Origin of the sequence: Burkholderia sp. MSMB1826 (assembly GCF_001526325.1) — a bacterium.
Lineage (GTDB): Bacteria > Pseudomonadota > Gammaproteobacteria > Burkholderiales > Burkholderiaceae > Burkholderia.
The window spans coordinates 167,829-191,767 of the sequence record NZ_LOYN01000055.1; the positions used below are offsets into that span (position 1 = coordinate 167,829).

23 protein-coding genes are annotated in these 23,939 nt (G+C 66.9%); 8 read left to right on the top strand and 15 right to left on the bottom strand.

The features are described 5' to 3' along the window. Positions 1-172: 172 nt before the first annotated feature. Positions 173-1,384, top strand: a complete 1,212-nt coding sequence (locus tag WS95_RS29955) for an MBL fold metallo-hydrolase (protein WP_059827624.1) — start codon at positions 173-175, stop codon at positions 1,382-1,384. Between the two features lie 73 nt (positions 1,385-1,457). Here WS95_RS29955 and ychF read toward each other — a convergent pair whose 3' ends face one another. Then, complete coding sequence (gene ychF / locus WS95_RS29960) at positions 1,458-2,552, bottom strand: redox-regulated ATPase YchF (RefSeq protein ID WP_059780274.1); 1,095 nt, start codon at positions 2,550-2,552, stop codon at positions 1,458-1,460. A 247-nt stretch (positions 2,553-2,799) separates the two neighbouring features. On the opposite strand from ychF, the gene WS95_RS29965 reads away from it, so the two are divergent. The 4 genes from WS95_RS29965 to WS95_RS29980 all read left to right on the top strand — a co-directional run bounded on the left by WS95_RS29965 (position 2,800) and on the right by WS95_RS29980 (position 7,439). Further along, the gene (locus WS95_RS29965) at positions 2,800-3,978 is read left to right on the top strand and encodes a UbiH/UbiF family hydroxylase (protein ID WP_059827626.1); all 1,179 of its coding nucleotides are present in this window, start codon (positions 2,800-2,802) and stop codon (positions 3,976-3,978) included. Positions 3,979-4,068: 90 nt separating this feature from the next. Then, positions 4,069-4,797 (top strand): DsbC family protein, encoded by a 729-nt coding sequence (locus tag WS95_RS29970; RefSeq protein WP_059827628.1) that lies wholly within the window; start codon positions 4,069-4,071, stop codon positions 4,795-4,797. A gap of 98 nt (positions 4,798-4,895) precedes the next feature. Next, positions 4,896-6,695 (top strand): M61 family metallopeptidase, encoded by a 1,800-nt coding sequence (locus WS95_RS29975; protein ID WP_034209835.1) that lies wholly within the window; start codon positions 4,896-4,898, stop codon positions 6,693-6,695. Between the two features lie 147 nt (positions 6,696-6,842). After that, on the top strand, positions 6,843-7,439 hold the full coding sequence (locus WS95_RS29980) for an FMN-dependent NADH-azoreductase (RefSeq protein WP_034209836.1): 597 nt from the start codon (positions 6,843-6,845) through the stop codon (positions 7,437-7,439). Positions 7,440-7,587: 148 nt separating this feature from the next. Here the strand turns inward: WS95_RS29980 and WS95_RS29985 are convergent, their stop codons facing one another. The 8 genes from WS95_RS29985 to rpe all read right to left on the bottom strand — a co-directional run bounded on the left by WS95_RS29985 (position 7,588) and on the right by rpe (position 14,914). Beyond that, complete coding sequence (locus tag WS95_RS29985) at positions 7,588-8,505, bottom strand: uracil-DNA glycosylase (RefSeq protein WP_059827630.1); 918 nt, start codon at positions 8,503-8,505, stop codon at positions 7,588-7,590. Positions 8,506-8,518: 13 nt separating this feature from the next. Continuing rightward, positions 8,519-9,145 (bottom strand): CYTH domain-containing protein, encoded by a 627-nt coding sequence (locus tag WS95_RS29990; protein ID WP_059827632.1) that lies wholly within the window; start codon positions 9,143-9,145, stop codon positions 8,519-8,521. Next, positions 9,145-9,930, bottom strand: a complete 786-nt coding sequence (gene trpC, locus WS95_RS29995; protein WP_059827634.1) for an indole-3-glycerol phosphate synthase TrpC — start codon at positions 9,928-9,930, stop codon at positions 9,145-9,147. The genes WS95_RS29990 and trpC overlap by 1 nt, the downstream gene beginning before the upstream one ends. 28 nt (positions 9,931-9,958) lie before the next feature. Then, the gene (gene trpD, locus WS95_RS30000) at positions 9,959-10,990 is read right to left on the bottom strand and encodes an anthranilate phosphoribosyltransferase (protein WP_059827636.1); all 1,032 of its coding nucleotides are present in this window, start codon (positions 10,988-10,990) and stop codon (positions 9,959-9,961) included. A 13-nt stretch (positions 10,991-11,003) separates the two neighbouring features. Next, complete coding sequence (locus WS95_RS30005; RefSeq protein WP_034209841.1) at positions 11,004-11,594, bottom strand: aminodeoxychorismate/anthranilate synthase component II; 591 nt, start codon at positions 11,592-11,594, stop codon at positions 11,004-11,006. A 13-nt stretch (positions 11,595-11,607) separates the two neighbouring features. Then, the gene (gene trpE, locus WS95_RS30010; protein ID WP_059780269.1) at positions 11,608-13,101 is read right to left on the bottom strand and encodes an anthranilate synthase component I; all 1,494 of its coding nucleotides are present in this window, start codon (positions 13,099-13,101) and stop codon (positions 11,608-11,610) included. A 357-nt stretch (positions 13,102-13,458) separates the two neighbouring features. Then, complete coding sequence (locus tag WS95_RS30020; RefSeq protein ID WP_059827640.1) at positions 13,459-14,223, bottom strand: phosphoglycolate phosphatase; 765 nt, start codon at positions 14,221-14,223, stop codon at positions 13,459-13,461. A gap of 4 nt (positions 14,224-14,227) precedes the next feature. Beyond that, entirely contained in the window at positions 14,228-14,914 is a 687-nt protein-coding gene (gene rpe, locus WS95_RS30025) for a ribulose-phosphate 3-epimerase (protein ID WP_006482066.1), read from the bottom strand. A 178-nt stretch (positions 14,915-15,092) separates the two neighbouring features. On the opposite strand from rpe, the gene apaG reads away from it, so the two are divergent. Further along, entirely contained in the window at positions 15,093-15,467 is a 375-nt protein-coding gene (gene apaG / locus WS95_RS30030; protein WP_006477037.1) for a Co2+/Mg2+ efflux protein ApaG, read from the top strand. An 83-nt stretch (positions 15,468-15,550) separates the two neighbouring features. Continuing rightward, complete coding sequence (gene mltA / locus WS95_RS30035) at positions 15,551-16,783, top strand: murein transglycosylase A (RefSeq protein ID WP_034209879.1); 1,233 nt, start codon at positions 15,551-15,553, stop codon at positions 16,781-16,783. A gap of 256 nt (positions 16,784-17,039) precedes the next feature. On the opposite strand, the gene paaK is transcribed toward mltA, so the two are convergent. From paaK to paaN, 5 genes are all read right to left on the bottom strand, one after another. Then, entirely contained in the window at positions 17,040-18,338 is a 1,299-nt protein-coding gene (gene paaK / locus WS95_RS30040; RefSeq protein ID WP_034209844.1) for a phenylacetate--CoA ligase PaaK, read from the bottom strand. Positions 18,339-18,376: 38 nt separating this feature from the next. After that, complete coding sequence (gene paaI / locus WS95_RS30045; protein WP_059499657.1) at positions 18,377-18,829, bottom strand: hydroxyphenylacetyl-CoA thioesterase PaaI; 453 nt, start codon at positions 18,827-18,829, stop codon at positions 18,377-18,379. Position 18,830: 1 nt separating this feature from the next. Next, positions 18,831-19,622, bottom strand: a complete 792-nt coding sequence (gene paaG, locus WS95_RS30050; RefSeq protein ID WP_034209846.1) for a 2-(1,2-epoxy-1,2-dihydrophenyl)acetyl-CoA isomerase PaaG — start codon at positions 19,620-19,622, stop codon at positions 18,831-18,833. 45 nt (positions 19,623-19,667) lie between these two features. Beyond that, positions 19,668-20,870 carry a 3-oxoadipyl-CoA thiolase gene (pcaF, locus tag WS95_RS30055; protein ID WP_059827642.1) on the bottom strand — a complete coding sequence of 401 codons (1,203 nt, stop codon included), beginning with the start codon at positions 20,868-20,870 and terminating at the stop codon, positions 19,668-19,670. 87 nt (positions 20,871-20,957) lie between these two features. Then, positions 20,958-22,664 carry a phenylacetic acid degradation protein PaaN gene (paaN, locus tag WS95_RS30060; protein ID WP_059780265.1) on the bottom strand — a complete coding sequence of 569 codons (1,707 nt, stop codon included), beginning with the start codon at positions 22,662-22,664 and terminating at the stop codon, positions 20,958-20,960. Between the two features lie 129 nt (positions 22,665-22,793). Here paaN and WS95_RS30065 point away from each other — a divergent pair, with 129 nt between their 5' ends. Then, positions 22,794-23,570 carry an enoyl-CoA hydratase gene (locus WS95_RS30065; RefSeq protein WP_034209849.1) on the top strand — a complete coding sequence of 259 codons (777 nt, stop codon included), beginning with the start codon at positions 22,794-22,796 and terminating at the stop codon, positions 23,568-23,570. A 117-nt stretch (positions 23,571-23,687) separates the two neighbouring features. Here the strand turns inward: WS95_RS30065 and WS95_RS35510 are convergent. Continuing rightward, the coding region (locus WS95_RS35510) for a hypothetical protein (protein WP_218921608.1) at positions 23,688-23,939 on the bottom strand (252 nt) is incomplete at its 5' end.

Below are 23,939 nucleotides of genomic sequence, written 5' to 3' on the forward strand. Positions count from 1 at the left end.
TTTTTTATTCATCAAGGATTACCGTGTAACGGCCCGGCCGGCGTCCGCTCAGACGGCCGCGTCGCGATCGATTCGTTCCTGTTGGGAAATAGGCCATCGATAAATGGGCTATTTGTTACCGAAATGGTTTCATTTATTCTACGGGCACTCACAACCCATCAAGAGTCCGACCATGTCGATCCGTCATCTGTTTTCTTCCGCATTCGCGGCGACTGCACTACTCGGCGCCGCATCCGCGAGCATCGCCGCCCCGTTGACCGTCGATGTCTACAATCCGGGCGCGCATGCCGTCTTCCCGGTTTCGTCCGAAATCGTTTCGGGCAAAACGGAGGCGATCCTGATCGACGCCCAGTTCCAGCGCAACGACGCTCAGGCGCTGGTGAGCCGGATCAAGGCGAGCGGCAAGACGCTCAAGGCCGTCTACGTGAGCCACAGCGATCCCGACTATTATTTCGGGCTGGAAACGATTCACGCGGCGTTCCCGGATGCGAAGATCGTCGCGACGCCGCAGACCGTCGCCGCGATCGAGGCCAGCAAGGACGGCAAGCTTGCCTACTGGGGCCCGATCCTGAAGGACAATGCGCCGACTTCGGTGATCGTGCCGCAGCCGCTCGACGGCAATACGCTGCGCGTCGATGGCGAGCCGCTGCGCATCGTCGGGCTCGACGGCCCGACGCCCGATCGCACGTTCGTATGGATTCCTTCCGCGCGGACCGTGGTCGGTGGCATCCCGGTCGCCGCGAACGTTCATGTCTGGATGGCCGACACGCAGACGCCGCTGTCGCACGCGAACTGGCTGGCGACGCTCGACCGGATCGATGCGCTGAAGCCGGCGCGCGTCGTGCCCGGCCACTTCCTGCCGAACCGCGACGGCAGCCAGCCGTTCACCACGGGCGTCGCGTTCACGCGGAATTACGTCAAGGCGTTCGACCAGGAATCGGTGCGCGCGAAGGATTCGACGACGCTGATCGCGGCGATGGAGGCGCGCTACCCGGATCTCGGCGAAAAGTCGTCGCTCGAGCTGAGCGCGAAGGTTGCGAAGGGCGAGATGCAGTGGCCCGCGCCGGCGCCGTTCCCCGCGGCGGGCAAGACGGTGCGCGTGCAGTTCGGCGCTACCGCGTTCGACCTGAACTTCAAGGACGACAAGACGATGTCGTTCGTCGGCACGGCCGGCCAATTCAAGGGCGTGACGGATACGGTGCAGTACACGGCGCGCGAGGTCCGTCCGCAGGTGTACATGGTGTACTGGCATGAGCCGTCCACCGGTTCGAACGTCGTGCACGTCGAGGATTTCGAACGCGGCGCGGTGGATATGAACATCGCGATGAAGGACGGACAGTTCCTGCATATGTCCGGGACGCTGAAGGTCGTCGGTCGGGAATGAGTCGATCTTCCGCCATCGAAAAGAAAAAGCCCGCATTCAGCGGGCTTTTTTACGCTCGATGCGACAGCAACGCTCAGACGTTGAACAGGAAGTTCATCACGTCGCCATCGTGCACGACATATTCCTTCCCTTCCGCGCGCATCTTGCCGGCTTCCTTCGCGCCTTGCTCGCCCTTGTACGCGACGAAGTCGTCGAACGCGATCGTCTGCGCACGGATGAAGCCGCGCTCGAAGTCGGTGTGGATCACGCCGGCCGCCTGCGGCGCGGTATCGCCGATGTGGATCGTCCACGCGCGAACTTCCTTCACGCCCGCGGTGAAGTAGGTCTGCAGGCCGAGCAGCTTGAAGCCCGCGCGGATCACGCGGTCGAGGCCCGGCTCTTCCATGCCCATGTCGGCGAGGAAGGCTTCCTTGTCCGCGTCGTCGAGATCGGCGATCTCCGCCTCGATCGCCGCGCACACGGCGACCACCGGCGCGTTTTCGCTTTCCGCGTACTTGCGCACCGCCTCGAGGTGCGGGTTGTTCTCGAAACCGTCGTCCTTCACGTTGGCGACGTACATCGCCGGCTTCGCGGTGATCAGGCAGAACGGCTTGATCAGCGCCTGCTCGTCGTCCGACAGCGCGAGGCCGCGCACGGCCTTGCCCTGGTCGAGCTGCGCGCGCACCTTCTCGAGCACGGCGACGAGCTTCGCCGCTTCCTTGTCGTTGCCCGACTTCGCCGCCTTCGAGTAGCGCGTGAGCGCCTTCTCGATGGTGCCGAGGTCGGCGAGCGCCAGTTCGGTGTTGATCACTTCGATGTCGTCGATCGGGCTGACCTTGCCGGCGACGTGAATGACGTTCTCGTCCTCGAAGCAGCGCACGACGTGCGTGATCGCGTCGGTTTCGCGGATGTTCGCGAGGAACTGGTTGCCGAGGCCTTCACCCTTGCTCGCGCCCGCGACGAGGCCCGCGATGTCGACGAATTCGACGACGGCCGGCACGACGCGCTCCGGCTTGACGATCTCGGAGAGCGCCTTCAGGCGCGTATCCGGCACTTCGACGATGCCGACGTTCGGCTCGATCGTGCAGAACGGATAGTTCTCGGCGGCGATGCCGGCCTTGGTCAGCGCATTGAACAGGGTGGACTTGCCGACGTTGGGCAAGCCGACGATGCCGCATTTGAGACTCATGGAATCCTTCGGACGGGTGAGGCGGCGCGGCCGGACAGGGCACGGCGGCGCGGGAAAAAAGGGCGGCCGGCGCGTGGAGCGCGGCGGGCCGACGGTCAAAAACGCTATTGTACCGTGCCGGCGCCCCGGATTCCGGGCTGGGCGCCGAACGGCCGATGCGGCGGGCCGCCGCGTCGGCGCACCGGCCCGCGGTTCTGCTGATTTCCCGCAAAGTCCGGCCGCGTAAGGGTTTGGCCCCGCGGCTATAATGCCCGCCATGACTGCCCACCACACCTTCGACGTCGCCGTGGTCGGCGGCGGGCTCGTCGGCAAGACGGCCGCGCTCGCGCTGACCCAGTCCGGCTACAAGACAGCCTTGCTCGCCCAGCCGGCCACGCCGCGCCCCGCGGATCTCGCGTTCGATACGCGTGTCTACGCGCTGTCGTCCAGTTCGCAGGCGTTGCTCGAGCGGCTGCGGGTCTGGCAGGCGCTCGACCACGGCCGGCTCGCGCCGGTGTACGACATGCGCGTGTATGGCGATGCGCATGCCGAACTGCATTTCTCCGCCTATCAGGCGTCCGTGCCGCAGCTCGCATGGATCGCCGAATCGTCGCTGGTCGAGGCATCGCTCGACGCCGCGCTGCGGTTCCAGCCGAACCTCACGTGGTTCGACGCACGCGCGCAGGGCTTCGACGTGCGCGACGACGCGGCCGTGCTCACGCTGTCGTCGGGGCAGGTGCTCGAAGCGGATCTCGTCGTCGGCGCGGACGGCGCGCATTCGTGGGTGCGTTCCCAAATGGGGGCCAGGGTAGAGCGGCGCGACTACCGGCAGACGGGCGTCGTCGCGAACTTCAAGGCGTCGCTGCCGCACCGCGAGACGGCCTACCAGTGGTTCCGGGAAGGCGAGATCGTCGCACTGCTGCCGCTGCCGGACGGCCACGTGTCGCTCGTGTGGTCCGCGCACACCGCGCACGCGGACGCACTGCTCGCACTCGATCCGGCGCAGCTCGCGGCCGAGGTCGAGCGCGTGTCGCACGGCCAGGTCGGCACGCTCGAATGCGTGACGCCGGCCGCCGGCTTCCCGCTGGCGCTGCAGACGGTCGACAAGCTGATCGCGCCGCGCGTCGCGCTGGTCGGTGATGCCGCGCACCTGATCCACCCGCTCGCGGGGCAGGGGATGAACCTCGGGTTGCGCGACGTCGCGGCGCTCGTCGACGCGATCGCGGGCAAGGAAAGCTTCCGCAATCTCGGCGATACGGTGCTGCTGCGCCGCTACGAGCGTTCGCGCCGCGAGGACATCCGCGCGCTGATGGTCGCGACCGACGGCCTGCAGCGGCTGTTCGCGGTGCCGGGCTCGCTCGCGAAGGCCGTGCGCAATGCGGGCATGGCGTTCGTCGGCGCGCAGCCGCTCGTGAAGCGCTGGCTCGTGTCGGCCGCGCTCGGCTGAACGAACCTTCCGCCGCCGCGCCGGTCGGAGACGGTTCCGTTACGGCGTACACTGTGCCGTGCACTCCGATTGAGCTGAAGGAAGATTTCAATGAAAAAAACGATCCGCATCGCGTCGCTGGCGCTGGCCGTCACGATGGCGACGCTTGGCTGCACCGCGCAGGCCGACCAGACCACCGACAAGCTGAAGGCCACGCTGCAAGCCCGTCTCGGCAACGACGCGCCGATCAAGAGCGTGTCGAAATCGCCGGTGGCAGGCCTTTACGAAGTGAACCTCGGCTCGCAGATCATCTATAGCGACGCGGCCGGCGACTACGTGCTGCTCGGCGATCTCGTCGACGCCAGGACGCACAAGAACCTGACCGACGCCCGCCTGTCCGAAATCAACAAGATCGACTTCGCGAGCCTGCCGTTCGCGAATGCGATCAAGGTCGTCAAGGGCAACGGCGCCCGCAAGATCGCGGTGTTCTCCGATCCGAACTGCCCGTACTGCAAGAAGCTCGAGACGACGCTGCAGTCGGTCGACAACGTGACCGTCTACACGTTCCTGTACCCGGTGCTGTCGCCGGATTCGACCGTGAAGTCGAAGGCGATCTGGTGTGCGACCGACCGCGCGAAAACGTGGGAAAGCTGGATGCTCGACCACCGCGCGCCGTCCGGCGCCGGTACCTGCGACACCACCGCGCTCGACAAGAACCTCGCGCTCGGGCGCGGGATGAACGTCACCGGCACGCCGACGATCTTCCTGCCGGACGGCCGCCGCCTGCCGGGCGCGGTATCGGCCGACCAGCTCAACCAGGCGCTCGCCTCGAGCAAGTAACCGACCGCACGCCGGGCGCACGACCCGGCCAGCGAGGGGCGCCCGTATGATCTGCCGGCGCCTCTCTTCGTTTTCGCCCGCCCCGACCGATTGCCACGATGACTCAGCCGATCCGCTATTCGATTGTCCCGAAAGATCTTGCCGCGCACTTGTTCGAAGTGACGGTGACGGTTGCCGATCCCGATCCCGAAGGCCAGCGTTTCTCGCTGCCGGTATGGATTCCGGGCAGCTACCTCGTGCGCGAGTTCGCGCGCAACATCGTGACGCTGCGCGCGTTCAACGACGCGGGCCGCAAGGTACGCATCGCGAAGACCGACAAGCACACGTGGCAGGCCGCGCCCGTGACCGGCGCGCTGACGCTGCGCTACGACGTCTATGCGTGGGACCTGTCGGTGCGCTCCGCGTATCTCGACGAGTCGGGCGGCTTCTTCAACGCGACGGCCGTGTTCCTGAGCGTCGCCGGTCGAGAGCACGCGCCGTGCGAAGTCGACATCGCGAAACCGGCCGGCGCGGCGTTTCGCACGTGGCGGGTCGGCACCGCGCTGCCCGAGGCGAGCGGGACGAAGCGCTACGGTTTCGGCGCGTATCGCGCGGCGAACTACGACGAGCTGTCCGACCATCCGGTGACGATCGGCGAATTCGCGCTCGCGACGTTCGACGCGCACGGCGTGCCGCACGACATCGTGATCGCGGGGCGCGTGACGCAGCTCGACCTGGAGCGGCTGCGTAGCGACCTGAAACGCGTGTGCGAAGCGCAGATCGCGCTGTTCGAGCCGAAGTCGAAGAAGGCGCCGATGGACCGCTACGTGTTCATGACGCTCGCGGTCAGCGACGGCTACGGCGGCCTCGAGCATCGCGCGTCGACCGCGCTGATCTGTAACCGGACCGATCTGCCGGTGAAGGGGCGGCCGGAAACGACGGAAGGCTATCGCACGTATCTCGGCCTCTGCAGCCACGAGTATTTCCACACGTGGAACGTGAAGCGCATCAAGCCGGCGGCGTTCGTGCCGTACGACCTCGCGCGCGAGAACTACACGTCGCTGCTGTGGCTGTTCGAAGGCTTCACGTCGTATTACGACGACCTGATGCTGGTCCGCAGCGGGCTGATGTCGCAGGACGAATATTTCGCGGCGCTCGGCCGCACGATCGGCGGCGTGCTGCGCGGCACGGGCCGGCTCAAGCAGAGCGTCGCGGAAAGCTCGTTCGACGCGTGGATCAAGTACTACCGTCAGGACGAGAACGCGACCAATGCGATCGTCAGCTATTACACGAAGGGCTCGCTCGTGGCGCTCGCGTTCGATCTCGCGATCCGCGCGCAGACGCGTAACCGGAAGTCGCTCGACGACGTGATGCGCCTGCTGTGGCAACGCTACGGCCGCGACTTCTATCGCGGCAAGCAGGCGGGCGTGGAGGAAAACGAAGTCGAGACGCTGATCGAAGAGGCGACGGGCGTCGCGCTCGGCCGCCTGTTCGCCGACGCCGTGCACGGCACGCGCGACCTGCCGCTCGGCGAACTGCTCGCGCCGTTCGGCGTGACGCTGGCCCCCGACGTCGCGCTCGGCGCGGCCGAGAAGCCGACGATCGGCGCGCGCTTGCGCGGCGGCGCGGACTGCACGTTGGCGGCCGTCTACGAAGGCGGCGCCGCGCATCGCGCGGGGTTGTCGGCCGGCGACACGCTGATCGCGGTGGACGGGCTGCGCGTAACGGGCACGAACCTGGATGCGCTGCTGGCCCGCTATCGGCCGGGCGACAAGGTGGAGATCCACGCGTTCCGCCGCGACGAGCTGCGCACCGCGAAACTGAAGCTCGACGGTCCGGAAGTCACCCGCTACCGGCTGACGGCGGCCGCGAAGCCGGCTGCGGCCACGAAGGCCCGCGAAGCGTGGCTGAACGGGTAACCCTACGCGAGCGGGTATCGGGGCGCGATCGGGTATTGTCCCGCTGCTGCAACAATCCGTCGCCCTGAACCCGCTTTTTCGCGGCCATGCGGCCCCGCACAATGGCGTCACTCGCGCTACCGAAGCGCAACCCTACCGGAGCCTGACATGACGACCATTCTGCAAATCAATTCCGCCGCGCGTTCGCAAGGTGCGCAATCCACGCTGCTGGCCAACGAACTGACGGCAAAGCTGCAACAATCGAACCCCGGCGCGAACGTCGTGGTTCGCGACCTGCTGGCCGATGCGCTGCCGCACCTCGACGAATCGGTGCTCGGCGCGTTCTTCACGCCGGCCGACAAGCGCACCGCGGAACAGAATGCGATCGTTGCGAAGAGCGATGCGCTGATCGCCGAGCTGCAGGCTGCCGACATCATCGTGATCGGCGCACCGATGTACAACTTCGGCATCTCGTCGCAACTGAAGACGTACTTCGACTGGATCGCCCGCGCAGGCGTCACGTTCCGCTACACCGAGAACGGTCCGGAAGGCCTGATCAAGGGCAAGAAGGTTCACGTGGTGACGGCGCGCGGCGGCAAGTATGCCGGTACGCCGAACGACAGCCAGACGCCGTACCTGCGGACGTTCCTCGGCTTCGTCGGCATGACCGACGTGAGCTTCATCTACGCCGAAGGCCTGAACCTCGGCCCGGATGCGCAGAGCGCCGCGCTGGCCAGCGCACGCGAAGCGATCGCCGCCGCGTAACGCGTCAGGTCGATGCGGGTGCGGTGCACTCGCTGCATCGCCCGATAAAAAATGCCGCGCCCCGAAAGGGACGCGGCATTTTCGTATGCGCCCGGCGAACCCTTGGGCCAGCGCAAGCCCGTTATCAGGATGAACGGGCCCCAGGCCGTCACGCGAGCGTTTCGGCTACGTCCGGCAGGCGCCAGTCGATCGGTTCGCGGCCCGCATCGATCAGATAGTCGTTCGCGAGCGCGAAATGGCGGCAGCCGAGGAAGCCGCGGTGCGCGGACAGCGGCGACGGATGCGGCGCCTCGAGCACGCAATGCGCGTTCGCGTCGAACAGTGCGCGCTTCGCCTGCGCGTGCGCGCCCCACAGCATGAACACGAGCCCGCGATGGCGGCCGGCGAGCTCGCGGATCAGCGTGTCCGTGCATTGCTCCCAGCCGCGCTTCGCATGGCTCGCGGCCGCGCCGCGCTCGACCGTCAGCACGGTGTTGAGCAGCAGCACGCCCTGGCGCGCCCACGTATCGAGGCAGCCGTGACGCGGCGTGTCGTGACCGAAATTCGCGGCGATTTCCTTGAAGATGTTGCGCAGCGACGGCGGCGTGCGCACGGCCGGCGGCACCGAGAACGCGAGGCCATGCGCCTGCGGCGTGCCGCGGTCGTCGCCGTGATACGGGTCCTGGCCGAGGATCACGACCTTCACGTCGTCCGGGCTCGTCAGGCGCAGTGCGCGGAACACGTCGGTCGGGTAGACCGTCTTGCCGGCCGCGCGCTCCTCGTCGACGAAGCGGCACAGCGGCGCGTACGCGTCGCTGTCGGTGAACGGTTTCAGCACGTCGCGCCAGACGGCCGGCAGCGCGTCGAATTGCGCGGCGAGATGCGGCACGTCGGCGGCAACGGGTTGCGGTGCCGAGGCGGTCGGGGCCGGCGCGGGCGCCGGTGCGGCCGCCTGCTTCGCGGATTTTCGCCGAGCCGCGGGCGGCTCGGAAGCCGCGGACGGAATATCGTCCGGTGCCGGTTCCGGCATGGGATCGTCGAACAGCGACGCCTGTTGCGGCGCGCGGGAAGTCTTGCGGGTTGCCATGCGTGATGCGTGTTTATTGCGCGCGCAGCCGGTAGCCGCGCTGCGCCTTGCTGATGTTTTCGGGAACGAGGCCCGGCAGCGCCTGCTGCAGTTCGGCGGCGAGCGTCGCGAGCGCCGTTTCCGGGCCGTCGAGCAGTTCGAGTTCGATTTCGCTGATCGGTTCGCGGCGCGTTTCGTGTTCCGCCTGGACGACGATCTCGCCGAGGTCCACCGCGGCCTCGACGGTCGCGCCGCCGATTGCGATGCGCCACAGCGTACGCGAAAAATCCGTGCGGAACAGCGCGTACAGTGCGCCGGCCGCGTCGTTCAGTGCGGCGGCGGCTTCCGGCACGTCGCAGGCCGCGACGAGCGCGTCGATCTCGAGCGCGTCGCCCGCGACCGGCAGCTCCCATTCGTGGCGGCGGTGCAGGCCGCCTTCCGCGCTGCCGACCGTCTTGAACGTCTGCAGCCAGCCGTCCGGCGTGCGGCGCACGCGCACCGCGCTCTTCGAGCGCGCCAGCGCGAGATCGGGCGTGTCGTAATAGACGTTCGCGAGCGTGATCGCGTGGCCGGGTTCGCCGGTCAGCGTCTCGAAGAAGCGGCGCGCGGCGTCAGCCTGGCCGGCCGGCAGCGCGAGCTTGATTTCCTTTTCGATCGCCATCAGAAGAACATCCGCGCGAGTTCCTCGCCCGGCTGGTCGGCGCGCATGAACGCCTCGCCGACGAGGAACGTGTTCACGTTCGCCGCGCGCATGGTGTCGACGTCGGCGCGCGACAGGATGCCCGATTCGGTCACGACGATGCGATCCGCCGGAATCATGTCGAGCATGTCGAGCGTGGTCTGGATCGACGTCTCGAACGTGCGCAGGTTGCGGTTGTTGATGCCGAGCAGCGGCGTCTTGAGCGTCAGCGCCTGTTCCATCTCGTTGCGGTCGTGCACTTCGACCAGCACCGCGAGGCCGAGCGAGTGCGCGTACGCTTCGAGATCCTGCATCAGCGGCGTGTCGAGCGCGGCGGCGATCAGCAGGATCGCGTCGGCGCCCATCGCGCGGGCTTCGACGATCTGGTACGCGTCGACGATGAAGTCCTTGCGCAGCACCGGCAGCGTGCAGGCCGCGCGCGCTTCCTCGAGGTAGCGGACGCCGCCCTGGAAGAACTGCTCGTCGGTCAGCACCGACAGGCACGCGGCGCCGTGCGCCGCATACGAGCGCGCGATGTCGGCCGGCACGAAATGCTCGCGCAGCACGCCTTTCGACGGGCTTGCCTTCTTGATTTCGGCGATCACGGCGGCGTTGCCGGCCGCGTGTTTCGCCCGCAGCGCGCCGACGAAGTCGCGCAGGTCGCGCGCGGAGGCTTCCAGCTTCAGCGCCTCGAGCGGCGTGCTGCGCATGGCCACCGCCACTTCTTCGCGCTTGACGGCGATGATTCGGTCGAGAATGTCGCTCATAGGGATTCCTGCTTGATTCGTAAGGGGGTCAGCGCTTGAACTGCTGCGTGAAGCGCACGAGCTCGTCGACCTTCGCGCGGGCCTTGCCGCTCGCGATCGCTTCGCGGGCCAGCTGGATGCCGTCCGCGATCGACTCGGCGATATTGGCCGCGTAAAGCGCGGTGCCGGCGTTCAGCGTGACGATCTCGCGTGCGACGCCCGGCTGGTTGTCCAGCGCGCCGAGCAGCATCGTGCGCGATTCGTCGGCATTTTCCACCTTCAGTGTGCGGTTCGACACCATCTGCAGGCCGAAGTCCTCCGGATGGATCTCGTATTCGTGCACCTCGCCGTCGCGCAATTCGCCGACGAGCGTCGCGGCGCCGAGCGACACCTCGTCCATTCCGTCCTTGCCGTACACGACGAGCACGTGCTGCGCGCCGAGGCGCTGCATCACGCGCACCTGGATGCCGACGAGGTCGGGGTGGAACACGCCCATCAGCTGGTTCGGCGCGCCGGCCGGATTGGTCAGCGGGCCGAGGATGTTGAAGATCGTGCGCACGCCGAGCTCGCGGCGCACGGCCGCGATGTTCTTCATCGCCGGGTGATGGTTCGGCGCGAACATGAAGCCCATGCCGGTTTCGGCGATCGATGCGGCGACCTGGTCCGACTGCAGGTCGATGTGCACGCCGAGCGCCTCGAGCACGTCGGCGCTGCCGGACTTGCTCGACACGCCGCGGTTGCCGTGTTTCGCGACCTTCGCGCCCGCGGCCGCCGTGACGAACATCGACGCGGTCGAGATGTTGAACGTGTGCGAGCCGTCGCCGCCGGTGCCGACGATGTCGACGAAATTCGAGTTGTCCCGCACCTCGACGTGGTTCGCGAATTCGCGCATCACGGTCGCGGCGGCGGCGATCTCGCCGATCGTCTCCTTCTTCACGCGCAGCCCGGTGATGATCGCGGCCGCCATCACGGGCGACATGTCGCCGCGCATGATCAGCCGCATCAGGTGCAGCATTTCGTCGTGGAAGATCTCGCGGTGCTCGATCGTGCGCTGCAGCGCTTCCTGCGGGGTAATCGTCATCGTGCGTCTCCCGTCAGGCGGCCGGTGCGGCCGCGGCGCGGCTCTGTTTCAGGAAATTCTCGAGCAGCGCATGGCCGTGCTCGGACAGGATCGATTCCGGGTGGAACTGCACGCCTTCGACCGGCAGTGTCTTGTGGCGCACGCCCATGATCTCGCCGTCGTCGGTCCACGCGGACACCTCGAGGCAATCGGGCAGCGACTCGCGTTCGATCGCGAGCGAGTGATAGCGCGTGACGTCGAAATGCTTCGGCAGGTCGGCGAACACGCCGCGGCAGTCGGTTTCGATCCGGCTCACCTTGCCGTGCATGATGGTCTTCGCGCGCACGACGCGGCCGCCGAACGCTTCGCCGATCGCCTGGTGGCCGAGGCAGACGCCGAGGATCGGCTTCCTGCCCGCGAATTCGCGCAGCACGTCGAGCGTGATGCCCGCATGTTGCGGATTGCTCGGGCCCGGCGACAGGCAGATGGTGTCGGGATTCAGGCGCGCGATGTCGTCGAGCGTGATTTCGTCGTTGCGGTAGGTGCGCACGTCCTCGCCGAGTTCGCCGAAGTACTGGACCAGGTTGTAGGTAAACGAGTCGTAGTTGTCGATCATGAGCAGCATGGTCAGTCTCCGGTCAGAAGTCGCTATCGAGGCCGTCCTGGACCTGTTCGGCCGCACGCAGCACCGCGCGCGCCTTGTTCTCGGTTTCTTGCCATTCGGATTCGGGCACCGAATCCGCGACGACGCCGGCCGCCGCTTGCACGTACAGGTTGCCGTTGTGGATCAGACCCGTGCGGATCGCGATCGCGAGATCCATCTCGCCCGAGAACGACAGGTAGCCGACCGCACCACCGTACAGCCCGCGCTTGACCGGCTCGAGCTCGTCGATCAGTTCCATCGCGCGCACCTTCGGCGCGCCGGACAGCGTGCCGGCCGGGAACGTCGCGCGCAGCACGTCGTAGTTCGTCATGCCGGGCTTCAGCTTGCCCTCGACCGAGCTGACGATGTGCTGCACGTGCGAGTACTTCTCGATCACCATCTTGTCGGTGACCTGCACCGAGCCGATCTCCGCGATGCGGCCGACGTCGTTGCGCGCGAGATCGATCAGCATCACGTGCTCGGCGATCTCCTTCGGATCGTTCAGCAGTTCGGTCGCGAGTTCGGCGTCGCGCTCGGGCGTATTGCCGCGCGGACGCGTGCCGGCCAGCGGCCGGATCGTGACGATCTGGTCGTCGCCGCGCTTTTCCTGGCGCACCAGGATTTCCGGCGACGCGCCGACCACGTGGAAATCGCCGAAGTTGTAGTAATACATGTACGGCGACGGGTTCAGCGAACGCAGCGCGCGATACAGCGACAGCGGATTGTCGCGGTACGGCTTCGTGAGCCGCTGGCCGACCTGGATCTGCATCAGTTCGCCGGCCGCGATGTATTCCTTCGCCTGACGCACGGCGGCCAGATAGTCGTCCTTCTTGAACTCGCGGAACGTCTCGGTGCGCACGCTCGCCGACGTGACGGGCGGCTGCACGGTCGTGCGCAGGCGCTGTTTCAGTTCGCGCAGGCGCTGTTTTGCCTTCGCGTACGCTTCGGGCTGGCCCGGGTCCGCGTAGATGATCAGGTAGAGCTTGCCGGCGAGGTTGTCGATCACCGCGACTTCCTCGGTCAGCAGCAACTGGATGTCGGGCAGCCCGAGATCGTCGCGCGGCGCGGTGTTCGCGAGCTTCTTCTCGATGTAGCGCACCGCGTCGTAGCCGAAGTAGCCGGCGAGGCCGCCGCAGAAACGCGGCAGGCCCGGGCGCTGCGCGACCTTGAAGCGCGCCTGGAACGATTCGATGAACTGGAACGGGTCGCCGTCGTGCGTCTCGACGACCTTGCCGTCGCGCACGACTTCCGACACGCCGTTGCGGGTGCGCACGAGCGTGCGGGCGGGCAGGCCGATGAACGAGTAGCGGCCGAAACGTTCGCCGCCGACCACCGATTCGAGCAGGAACGAGTTGGCGCCCGCGCGTTCGGGCTGGGCCAGCTTCAGGTAGAGGGACAGCGGCGTTTCGAGATCGGCGAGCGCTTCCGCGATCAGCGGAATGCGGTTGTAGCCTTCGTTCGCGAGCGATTGGAATTCGAGTTCGGTCATGTTCCGGTCCTGTTCGGGACGAGCGGCGCGGGCGCCAGGGATCACTTGACGCTGCGCGGGTGGCCGTCGGCGAAAGGGCGGTCGATCGAGAAGTGCCTGTTGCCGGCCGGCGCTCCGGGCGTGAACGTCGCGAGCCTGCGGCCGATCCTGAACGCAAGCGTTCGGATGCGGTGGAACTCGAGGTAGTGCGACGATCGGCGCGCGGATGCGCAGCGAGATAAAAAACGGCGCTGAAGACGTGCTTCAGCGTACCTCATCGAAGAGGTTAGCGCGACCAGCGACGCCAGGGCCAGGCTCCCCGGTCGATGCTGCTCAGACTCCGTTTTTTATTCAGAAACATGCGGATGGAAGAAATAATCAGAGGGTTGGCCGGCCGGCGTTGTGCGCGGAAATTGCGCGAGCCGCGACCAGCAACGAATCGACTATACCATCCGAATTTATCGTTTGTATAGCTTTGCCGTGGTTGTAGCCGTACGGCACCGTCAGCGTCGCCATCCCGGCCGCGCGGCCGGCCAGCGCGTCGTTTTCCGAGTCGCCGATCGCGACCGCGGTGCCCGGCGCGACGCCGAGCGCGTCGCAGGCCGTCAGCATTGGCAGCGGATCGGGCTTCTTGCGCGCGACGCTGTCGCCGCCGAGCACGATGCCGAAGCAGCCGGCCAGCCCGTATTGCTCGAGCAGTTCGACCGCGAAGCGGTGCGGCTTGTTCGTCACGCACGCGAGCCGGATGCCGGCCGCGCGCAGCGCGTCGAGCCCGGCCGCCACGTCCGGATAGAGACGCGTGTGGCGACCGTTGATCTTCGCGTATTCGGTCTGGTAGATCGCGAGCGCGTCGTCGAAGCGCGCGTGCGCTTCATCGGCCGGGAAGCGCGGCTTCAGCACGCTCTGGATCAGGTGTTCGGAGCCCTTGCCGACGTAGCCGATCACTTCGTCGCGCGACGTGGCCGGCGCGCCGAGCCGCGCGAGCATCCCGTTCAGGCCGGCCGTGAAATCGTCGGCCGTGTCGACCATCGTGCCGTCGAGGTCGATCAGCGCGGCCTCGATGCGCGGTGCGGCAAAGCGGATCGCGGCCGCGCCCGTGGCGGCCCCGGCCGGCGCGTGGCCGGCGAACGACGAGTCGGCCACGGCGTCAGCTCCGCTCGACGGTGGCGAGCGCCGCGCGCATCTCGTCGATCACCTTGCGATAGTCGGGCTTGCCGAAGATCGCCGAACCCGCGACGAACGTGTCGGCGCCGGCTGCCGCGATTTCCGCGATGTTGTCGGCCTTCACGCCGCCGTCGACTTCGAGCAGGATCTCGCGGCCCGTGCGTTCGGTGTACGCGTCGATGCGGGCGCGTGCCTCGCGCAGCTTGTTCAGCGTTTCCGGAATGAACGACTGGCCGCCGAAGCCCGGGTTTACCGACATCAGCAGCACGAAGTCGAGGCGGTCCATCACGTGGTCGAGGTAGTTCAGCGGCGTGGCCGGATTGAACACGAGGCCGGCCTTGCAGCCGTGGTCGCGGATCAGCGACAGCGTACGGTCGATGTGGTCCGAGCCTTCCGGGTGGAAGCTGATCAGGTTCGCGCCGGCCTTCGCGAAATCGGGCACGATCCGGTCGACCGGGCGCACCATCAGGTGCACGTCGATCGGTACCTGCACGTGCGGGCGGATCGCCTCGCAGACGAGCGGGCCGATCGTGAGGTTCGGCACATAATGGTTGTCCATGACGTCGAAGTGAATCCAGTCGGCGCCGGCGGCGACCACGTTGCGGACTTCTTCGCCGAGCCGTGCGAAGTCGGCCGACAGGATGCTGGGAGCGATGCGGAATTGAGTCATGACAGGGGAGCGGGGGACGTTGCGGCGCAAAACCGTCATTCTACCGTCCGGCGACCCGGTGCGCGGCGGCAGGCCGTGCGGTTACGACCCGATTGCGCATAGAATGCCGAACCAATGCAGCGCGCCCGCGGCCCGGCCGCTCGAGTCGGCGCGCGCGGTTACCTACAGCGGACACACCATGAGTCAGTATCAGTTCACCGTTTCGGTGAAAACCAGCTACTTGCCGGAACAATCCGACCCCGATCACCGTCAATACGCATTCGCGTACACGCTGACCATCCGCAACACGGGACAGGTCGCGGCCCAGTTGATCGCGCGCCACTGGATCATCACGGACAGCGAGAGCCACGTGCAGGAAGTGAAGGGGCTCGGCGTCGTCGGCCACCAGCCGCTGCTGCAGCCGGGCGAGCATTTCGAATACACGAGCTGGGCCGTGATCGCGACGCCGGTCGGCACGATGCGCGGTGCGTACTTCTGCGTGGCGGAGGACGGTGAGCGTTTCGAGGCGCCGGTCGACGAGTTTGCGCTGCACATGCCGCGCACGTTGCATTGAATCGAGCGCGCGGCGGCGCTCAGCGCAGCTTGCGGTCGTTGCTGCGGGCGTGCTTCTTCCTGCCCGACGACGTCCACACGACGATGAAGATCAGCAGGGCAAGCGCTACGAAGGCTTCGAGCGCGAAGATGAGCATCGGATATTGGTCGAGAAAATCTGACATGGCGGTTTCCATCAAGAACGGACATTGTATGTGGTTTGGGCCCCGGCTGGCCGGGTGGATGGCCGCAGCCGCAGCGGCGGCGCTGCTCGCCGCGTGCGGCGGCGCGCCGACGCGAACCTCCGCGCTGAAGCCGCCGACCGGCGCGGCGATCGTGCCGGGGCAGGTCGCCGCGAAGCGGCTCACGCCGGTCGCGTGGCAGCAGGTGCCGGGCTGGCAGGACGATTCGCTGATCGGCGCGACGGCCGCGCTGCGGCAGAACTGCGCGCGGCTCGCGCGCCAGCCCGCCTGGGCGCGCGCTTGCGCGGCCGCCGACCGGCTCGACGAACTCGACGTCAGCAGCGCACGCACGTTCTTCGAAACGTATTTCACGCCGTTCCAGCTCGCGAATACCGACGGGACGCTCGACGGGCTCGTGACCGGCTATTACGAGCCGCTGCTGCACGGCTCGCGCGTGCGCCGCGGCCCGTATCAATACGCGCTCTATCGCTGGCCGGCCGGCTATCGCGCGGGCGCCGCGCTGCCGGCACGCGCGCAGCTCGAGCGCGCCGGCATCCTGAACGGCAACGAGCTCGTGTGGGTCGACGATCCGATCGAGGCATTCTTCCTGCAGGTGCAGGGCTCGGGTCGCGTGCTGCTCGACGACGGTTCGGTGATGCGGGTCGGCTTCGGCGGCACCAACAACCAGCCGTACCGTTCGATCGGCAAGTGGCTGCTCGATCGCGGCGAGCTGACGCCCGCGCAGGCGACGATGCAGGGCATCAAGGCCTGGGCGAAGGCGAACCCGACGCGCGTCGACGCGCTGCTCGACACGAATCCGCGCTTCGTGTTCTTCCGCGACATGCCGACCAAGGAAGATGCGCCGCACGGCGGCGCGGACGGCCCGATCGGCGCGCTCGGCGTGCCGCTGACCCCGGAGCGCTCGATCGCGGTCGATCCGTCGTCGATCCCGCTCGGCACGCCGGTGTTCCTGCAGACCACGCGTCCGCTGACGAATACGCCGATGAACCGGCTCGTGTTCGCGCAGGATACGGGCTCGGCGATCAAGGGCGGCGTGCGGGCAGACTATTTCTGGGGGCTCGGCGACGATGCCGGCGACCTGGCCGGCCGGATGAAGCAGGTCGGCAGGATGTGGCTGCTGTTCCCGAATTCGTGATTTCGGAGCGGCGCGGGTTGGCTGGATCGTCGCTCATGAACGATACGCGGCATTGAGGGCGCGGGGCGCGCCTCGTGCGCGTGGGCGTGCCGGTCTGATCGCCGGTGTGCCCATGCGATTTCGGTTCGCGTAATGCTGTGCGCGTCACTTCGAACGACGCTTTGGAATAGAGCAGCCCGATCGGCATCGGCCGACCGGGCTGTTTCGTTTGCAGGCGCGGATCGGCCGCTGCGCGCCGCATGCGCGGCGAGCGACCTCAGCCCTTGCGTTTGTCGACGACGCGGCGCGCCTTGCCGACCGAGCGCTCGATGCCGTTCACGGGCAGCACGTTGATCACGGCCGTCACGCCGATCAGCGACTTGATGTCGTACGCCAGCGCCTGTTTGGCCGCCTGGATCGCCGCGGTATCGGGCGCGGTTTCCGGGCACGGCTCGACGTTGAGCGTCAGCACGTCGAGCGGACCTTCCTTGGTCAGCACGATCTGATAGTGCGGCGCGAGCGCGCGCTGCTTGAGCAACTGTTCCTCGATTTGTGTCGGGAACACGTTGACGCCGCGCACGATCATCATGTCGTCCGACCGGCCGGTGATCTTCTCCATCCGGCGCATCGTCCGGGCGGTGCCCGGCAACAGGCGCGTGAGGTCGCGCGTGCGATAGCGGATGATCGGCAGCGCTTCCTTCGTCAGCGACGTGAACACGAGTTCGCCGAGTTGGCCGTCCGGCAGCACTTCGCCGGTGTCGGGATCGATGATTTCCGGATAGAAGTGGTCTTCCCAGATGGTCGGGCCGTCCTTGGTCTCGACGCATTCCGACGCGACGCCCGGGCCCATCACTTCGGATAGCCCGTAGATGTCGACCGCGTCGATACCCATCCGCTGTTCGATCGCGACGCGCATGTCGTTGGTCCACGGCTCCGCGCCGAAGATGCCGATGCGCAGCGAACTCTGCACGGGATCGAGGCCCTGGCGCTCGATCTCGTCGGCGATCGACAGCATGTAGCTCGGCGTGACCATGATGATGTCGGGTCGGAAATCCTGGATCAGCTGTACCTGCTTTTCGGTCTGGCCGCCGCCGAACGGGATCACGGTCAGCCCTGCGCGTTCGGCGCCGTAGTGCGCGCCGAGCCCGCCCGTGAACAGCCCGTAGCCGTAGCTGACGTGGACCTTGTCGCCGCGGCGCGCACCGGCGGCGCGGATCGAGCGTGCGACGAGATTTGCCCACGTATCGATGTCGGCGGCCGTATAGCCGACGACCGTCGGCTTGCCGGTCGTGCCCGACGACGCGTGGATGCGCGAGATCTGGTCCTGCGGCACCGCGAACATCCCGAACGGATAGCTGTCGCGCAGATCGCCCTTGGTCGTGAACGGAAAGCGCGACAGGTCGGCGAGCGTTTTCAGATCATCCGGATGCACACCGGCTTCGTCGAACTTGCGGCGATAGACGGGCGAGTGGTCATACGCGTGCCGGAGCGACCACTTGAGGCGTTCGAGCTGCAGCGCGGTCAGCTCGTCGCGTGAGGCGGTCTCGATCGGCTCGAGCGGTAGCGGGGTAGTCATGCATGTCTCCAGTGTTTGTTATGGGCGGGCCGTCGACGTCAGCGGTCTTCCGGGATGACCGTGCCCTTGATCTGGGCGGATTTGCCGCGAAACATCGCGATCGTGTCGCCTGTCTGGTTCGTGACACGGATGTCGTAGATGCCGTGGCGGCCGGCACGCGCCTGTTCGACCGCCTCGGCCGTCAGCACGTCGCCGCCGTGCACGGGGCGCAGGAATTCGATCGAGCAGCCGGCCGCGACCGCATTCAGGTTGTACGAGTTGCACGCGAACGCGAAAGTCGAATCGGCGAGCGTGAAGATGATGCCGCCGTGACAGGTCTGGTGCCCGTTCAGGAATTCGGGCCGCACGCGCATTTGCAGGCGGGCGTAGCCGGCGCGTACTTCGACGATTTCCATGCCGAACGCGCGGCTGCAGGCGTCGGCGTCGTACATGGCCTGCGCGGTGGCGCGGGCGAGCGAATCGGGGTCGAGCGTGGCGGTGGCGTTCATCATGTCAACGCCCTTCGAAGCGCGGCGCGCGCTTCTCGATGAAGGCCTTCACCCCTTCCGCATAGTCGTCCGACTGGCCGAGCTTGCGCTGCAGATCGCGCTCGAGGTCGAGCTGCTGATCGAGCGTGTTCGTGACGCTGTCTCGCATCGACTGCTTGATCGACGCGATGGCGAGCGTCGGCTGCTGCGCGAGCTGGGCGGCAAGCTGGCGGACCGTGGCGACGAGCGCGTCGTCGTCGACCGCGCGCCAGATCAGGCCCCACTGTTCGGCCTGTTCGGCGCCGAGCTTGTCGCCGGTCAGCGCGAGCCCCAGCGCGCGTGCCATGCCGACGCGTTGCGGCAGGAACCACGTGCCGCCCGAATCGGGTACGAGTCCGATCTTGACGAAGGCCTGGATGAAACTGCTCGAGCGGGCGGCGAACACCAGGTCGCACGCAAGTGCGAGATTCGCGCCGGCGCCGGCCGCCGTGCCGTTGACGGCGGCGATCACCGGAATCGGCAGACGCTGCAGGCGGCGGATCAGCGGATTGAAATGCTCGTCGATCAGCGTGCCGAGGTCGGTGGACGCGCCTGGCGTGAAGTCGAGGTCGGCGAGGTCCTGGCCCGCGCAAAAGCCGCGTCCCGCACCCGTCAGAATCAGTGCGCGTGCGCCCGCCGCCTCGACTTCATCGAGCGCCGATTGCAGTTCGCGATGCATCGCCCGCGTGAAGCTGTTGAGCTTGTCGGGGCGGTTGAGCGTGATCGTGGCCACGCGCGCGGCCTGATCGATATCCAGCTGGATCGCCTGATAGGACATGCAGTGTCTCCTTCATGACTTCGTTATAGGCGCGCGGCGCGTCGGTTACACGCGTTCGATCGCGAGCGCGATGCCCTGGCCGACGCCGATGCACATCGTACAGAGCGCGAAGCGGCCGCCGGTACGCTCGAGTTGATGGAGCGCCGTGGTGACGAGCCGCGCACCCGATGCGCCGAGCGGGTGACCGAGCGCAATCGCACCGCCGTTCGGGTTCACGCGCGGATCGTCGTCGGCGACGCCGAGCATGCGCAGCACCGCGAGACCTTGCGACGCGAACGCCTCGTTCAGTTCGATCACGTCGAACTGGTCGATGCGCATGCCGAGCTGGTGCAGCAGCTTCTGCGTGGCCGGCGCGGGGCCGATGCCCATTACGCGCGGCTCGACGCCGGCCGTCGCCATCCCGACGACGCGCGCGCGGCGGCGCAGGCCGTATTGGTCGGCCGCCTGTGCATTGGCGAGCAGCAGCGCGCAGGCGCCGTCGTTCACGCCCGACGCGTTGCCGGCCGTGACCGAGCCGTCCGGGCGCACGACGCCCTTCAACTTCGCGAGCGCTTCGAGCGACGTTTCGCGCGGATGCTCGTCGCGCGACACGACGATGGCGTCGCCTTTCTTCTGCGCAATCGTGACCGGCACGATTTCCTCGGCGAGCGTGCCGTCCTGCTGCGCCCGCGCGGCCTTCTGCTGGCTGCGCAACGCGAACAGGTCCTGATCCGCGCGGCTGATGTTGTAGTCGACCGCGACGTTCTCGGCCGTCTCCGGCATCGAATCGACGCCATACAACTGCTTCATCAGCGGATTGACGAAGCGCCAGCCGATCGTCGTATCGAAGATATCGGCCTGGCGCGCGAACGCGCTCGCGGCCTTGCCCATCACGAACGGCGCGCGCGTCATGCTCTCGACGCCGCCTGCGATCATCAGGCGCGCTTCACCGGCCTTGATCGCGCGCGCGGCCGTGCCGACGGCGTCCATTCCGGAGCCGCACAATCGGTTCAGCGTCGTGCCCGGCACGGCCGTGGGCAGGCCCGCCAGCAGCGCCGACATGCGCGCGACGTTGCGGTTGTCCTCGCCGGCCTGGTTCGCGCAGCCGTAGATCACATCGTCGATCGCCGCCCAGTCGACGTCGCGGTTGCGCTCGATCAGCGCCTTGAGCGGCACCGCGCCGAGATCGTCGGCGCGGACATCTTTCAGGGCGCCGCCGTAGCGGCCGATGGGAGTGCGAATCGCGTCGCAGATGTAGGCGTCTGTCATGAGCGTATCGGTGAGTGACGAACCCGCCGGGTGGCGGATTCGTTCATGGTAGAGAACGTGGCGGCGTTTGCACGTCGGCCATTCGGGTTATGCCGTCTGGCCAGCTTCCGCAGGTACGGCCTTCGGGGCAACATGGACGCGGCTCTGAACCACGCGGAACCGGTTGGCGACGAAGGCCGGGTCGGCCAGCGCGGCGTTGGCGGCCGGATTCGCGCCCGTGCCGTGGAAGTCGGAGAAGGCGGCCGACTGGTTGACGAATACGCCGCCTGTCAGGTTGATCGACAGCGCGACGCCGCCACGCACCGCTGCGTCGTGTGCGGCGTTGACGATCGCTTCGTCGGTGCTGTAGACGGAGAGGGTCAGTGCGCCATGCTCGGCGGCGATTGCCCCAGCCAGATCGAGCGATTGCGCGGTCGAGTCGGTCGCGATCACGAACGAGATCGGGCCGAACCACTCCTGCGTGAATTTCTCGCGGTCGGCCACGTCGAGTTGCAGCACGAGAGGCGTGCGCACGCGCGCATCGGGGAAGGCGGGATGCTGCAGGGGCACGCTGTCCGCGAGCACGCGGCCGAGTTTGCGCGCGTCGTCGATACGCGCGGTCACGCCGTCGTTCTGGATCGCTCCGATCAGTTCGACCGAGCGTGCCGGGTCGCCGGTGAGTTTTTGTACGGCAATCGCGATCGCTTGCGCGACCTCGTCGAAGCTCGCATGGCCGTCGGCCGTCCGGATGCCGTCGCGCGGCACGTAGATGTTCTGCGGTGCCGTGCACATCTGGCCGGAGTACAGCGCCAGCGAGAACGCGATGTTCTTGGCGGCGGCCTTCAGGTCGTCGGTCGAGTCGATCACGATCTGATTGACGCCTGCTTTCTCGGTGTAGACCTGCGCCTGGTGGGCATGGCGTTCGAGCCACGTGCCGTTCTGCGTGCTGCCGGTGAAGTCGATCAGCTTGATCTCGGGACGCAGCGCGAGATCCTGGACGAGGGCGCCGTCGTTGGGTTCGGTCGCGAGGAGCGTAATGACGTTCGGATCGAACCCGGCTTCGCGCAGCACGTCGCGGGCGATCCGTACCGTGATGGCGAGCGGCAGGATCGCGCCCGGATGCGGTTTGACGATCACGGCATTACCGGTTGCCAGATCGGCGAACAGGCCCGGGTAGCCGTTCCAGGTCGGGAACGTGCAGCAGCCGAGCACGAGGCCCGTGCCGCGCGGCACGATCGTATAGCGCTTGTGCATCGCCAGCGGCGGGTTCTTGCCTTGTGGCTTTTCCCAGTGCGCATCGGCCGGGATGCGGCGCAGCTCGTCCCACGCATAGGCGACCGCCTCGAGAGCGCGGTCCTGCGCGTGCGGGCCGCCGGCCTGGAACGCCATCATGAAGGCTTGCCCCGTGGTGTGCATCACGCTGTAGGCAATTTCGAAGCTTGCGCGGTTCAGGCGCGCGAGGATTTCGAGGCTGACGCCGATCCACGCGCTCGGGCCGGCTTCGCGCCACGTGCGCTGCGCGGCGGCTGCGGCAGCGATCAGTGCGTCGGGCGTCGATTTCGGATACCGGACACCCAGCGCGATGCCGTACGGCGAGCGCTCGGCGCCGACCGTTTCACCGGACGCCGGCTGGTCGAGCACGAAGGTCTTGTCGAGGTGCGACTTGAACGCGGCCTCACCGTCCGCGTTTGCGCTTTCCCCGTACACTTTGGGGCTCGGCATTTCGGCGAACGGGCTCCAGTACCCGCGGCTCTCGATGGCGGCGAGTGCGTGTTTCAGCGTGTCTTCGTGCTTCGTGAACAGGGCATGGGTCATGGCGGCGGCCTGATGAACGTTGAGAGGGATCGGATCGATTAATTAACCGACCGGTTGGTCGGAGAATGGTAGCATCAAACTATTCGCATGTGCGAGGCGTTTCTCATTTCATTGATCGAGGAGAAATAGATGGCTTACGAGAACATCCTGGTGGAGACCCGCGGTCGTGTCGGTCTGGTGACGCTGAACCGTCCGAAGGCACTGAATGCGCTGAACGATGCGCTGATGGACGAGCTGGGCGCTGCGCTGAAGGCGTTCGATGCGGACGACGCTATCGGCGCGATCGTCGTGACCGGGAGCGAGAAGGCGTTCGCGGCCGGCGCGGACATCGGCATGATGGCGGCCTACTCTTATATGGATGTCTATCGGGGCGACTACATCACGCGCAACTGGGAGACGGTCCGCGAGATCCGCAAACCGATCATCGCTGCGGTTTCGGGCTTTGCGCTGGGCGGTGGCTGCGAGCTGGCGATGATGTGCGACATCATCTTCGCGGCGGACACGGCCAAGTTCGGTCAGCCGGAAATCAAGCTGGGCGTCATGCCGGGTGCCGGCGGCACGCAGCGTTTGCCGCGCGCGGTATCGAAGGCGAAGGCAATGGACATGTGCCTGACCGCGCGGTTCATGGACGCCGCCGAGGCCGAGCGTGCCGGGCTCGTATCGCGCGTGCTGCCGGCCGACAAACTGCTCGACGAGGCGATTGCCGCCGCGACGACGATCGCCGAGTTCTCGCTGCCGGCGGTCATGATGGTCAAGGAGTCGGTGAACCGCGCGTACGAGACGACGCTGGCTGAAGGTGTCCACTTCGAGCGCCGGTTGTTCCATTCGCTGTTCGCAACGGAAGACCAGAAGGAAGGGATGGCGGCATTCGTCGAGAAGCGCAAGCCAGTGTTCAAGCACCGCTGATCGGTCGGCACCATGCGCCGCAGCAAATCCGCTGACCGTTCTGTATCGATTCTCGGCGTGATTGCTTCGCCCGGTTCCTCAAAAGCCTCCCGTGAGCGGTAGCGCACGGGGGCTTTTTCAAACTTTCTTCACAAAAGGCTTGCGCGGACGGGGGCGGATGCATAGAATCACGCCTCTTTCGCGCCAACGGAAACGCGGTGCGGAAGGAAGGGAAGCGGTGCTCTGTTGAGGTTCGGAAGTCACGAGCCCGACGGCGCAGAAAGATGGCCCCGCAGTCGCAACGATGTAGTGCAGAAAGTTGTTGACGAGCTGCGAAACACGGTTCATAATCTCGCTTCTCTGCTGCTGAAAACGCAGCGCTGCCGGGAA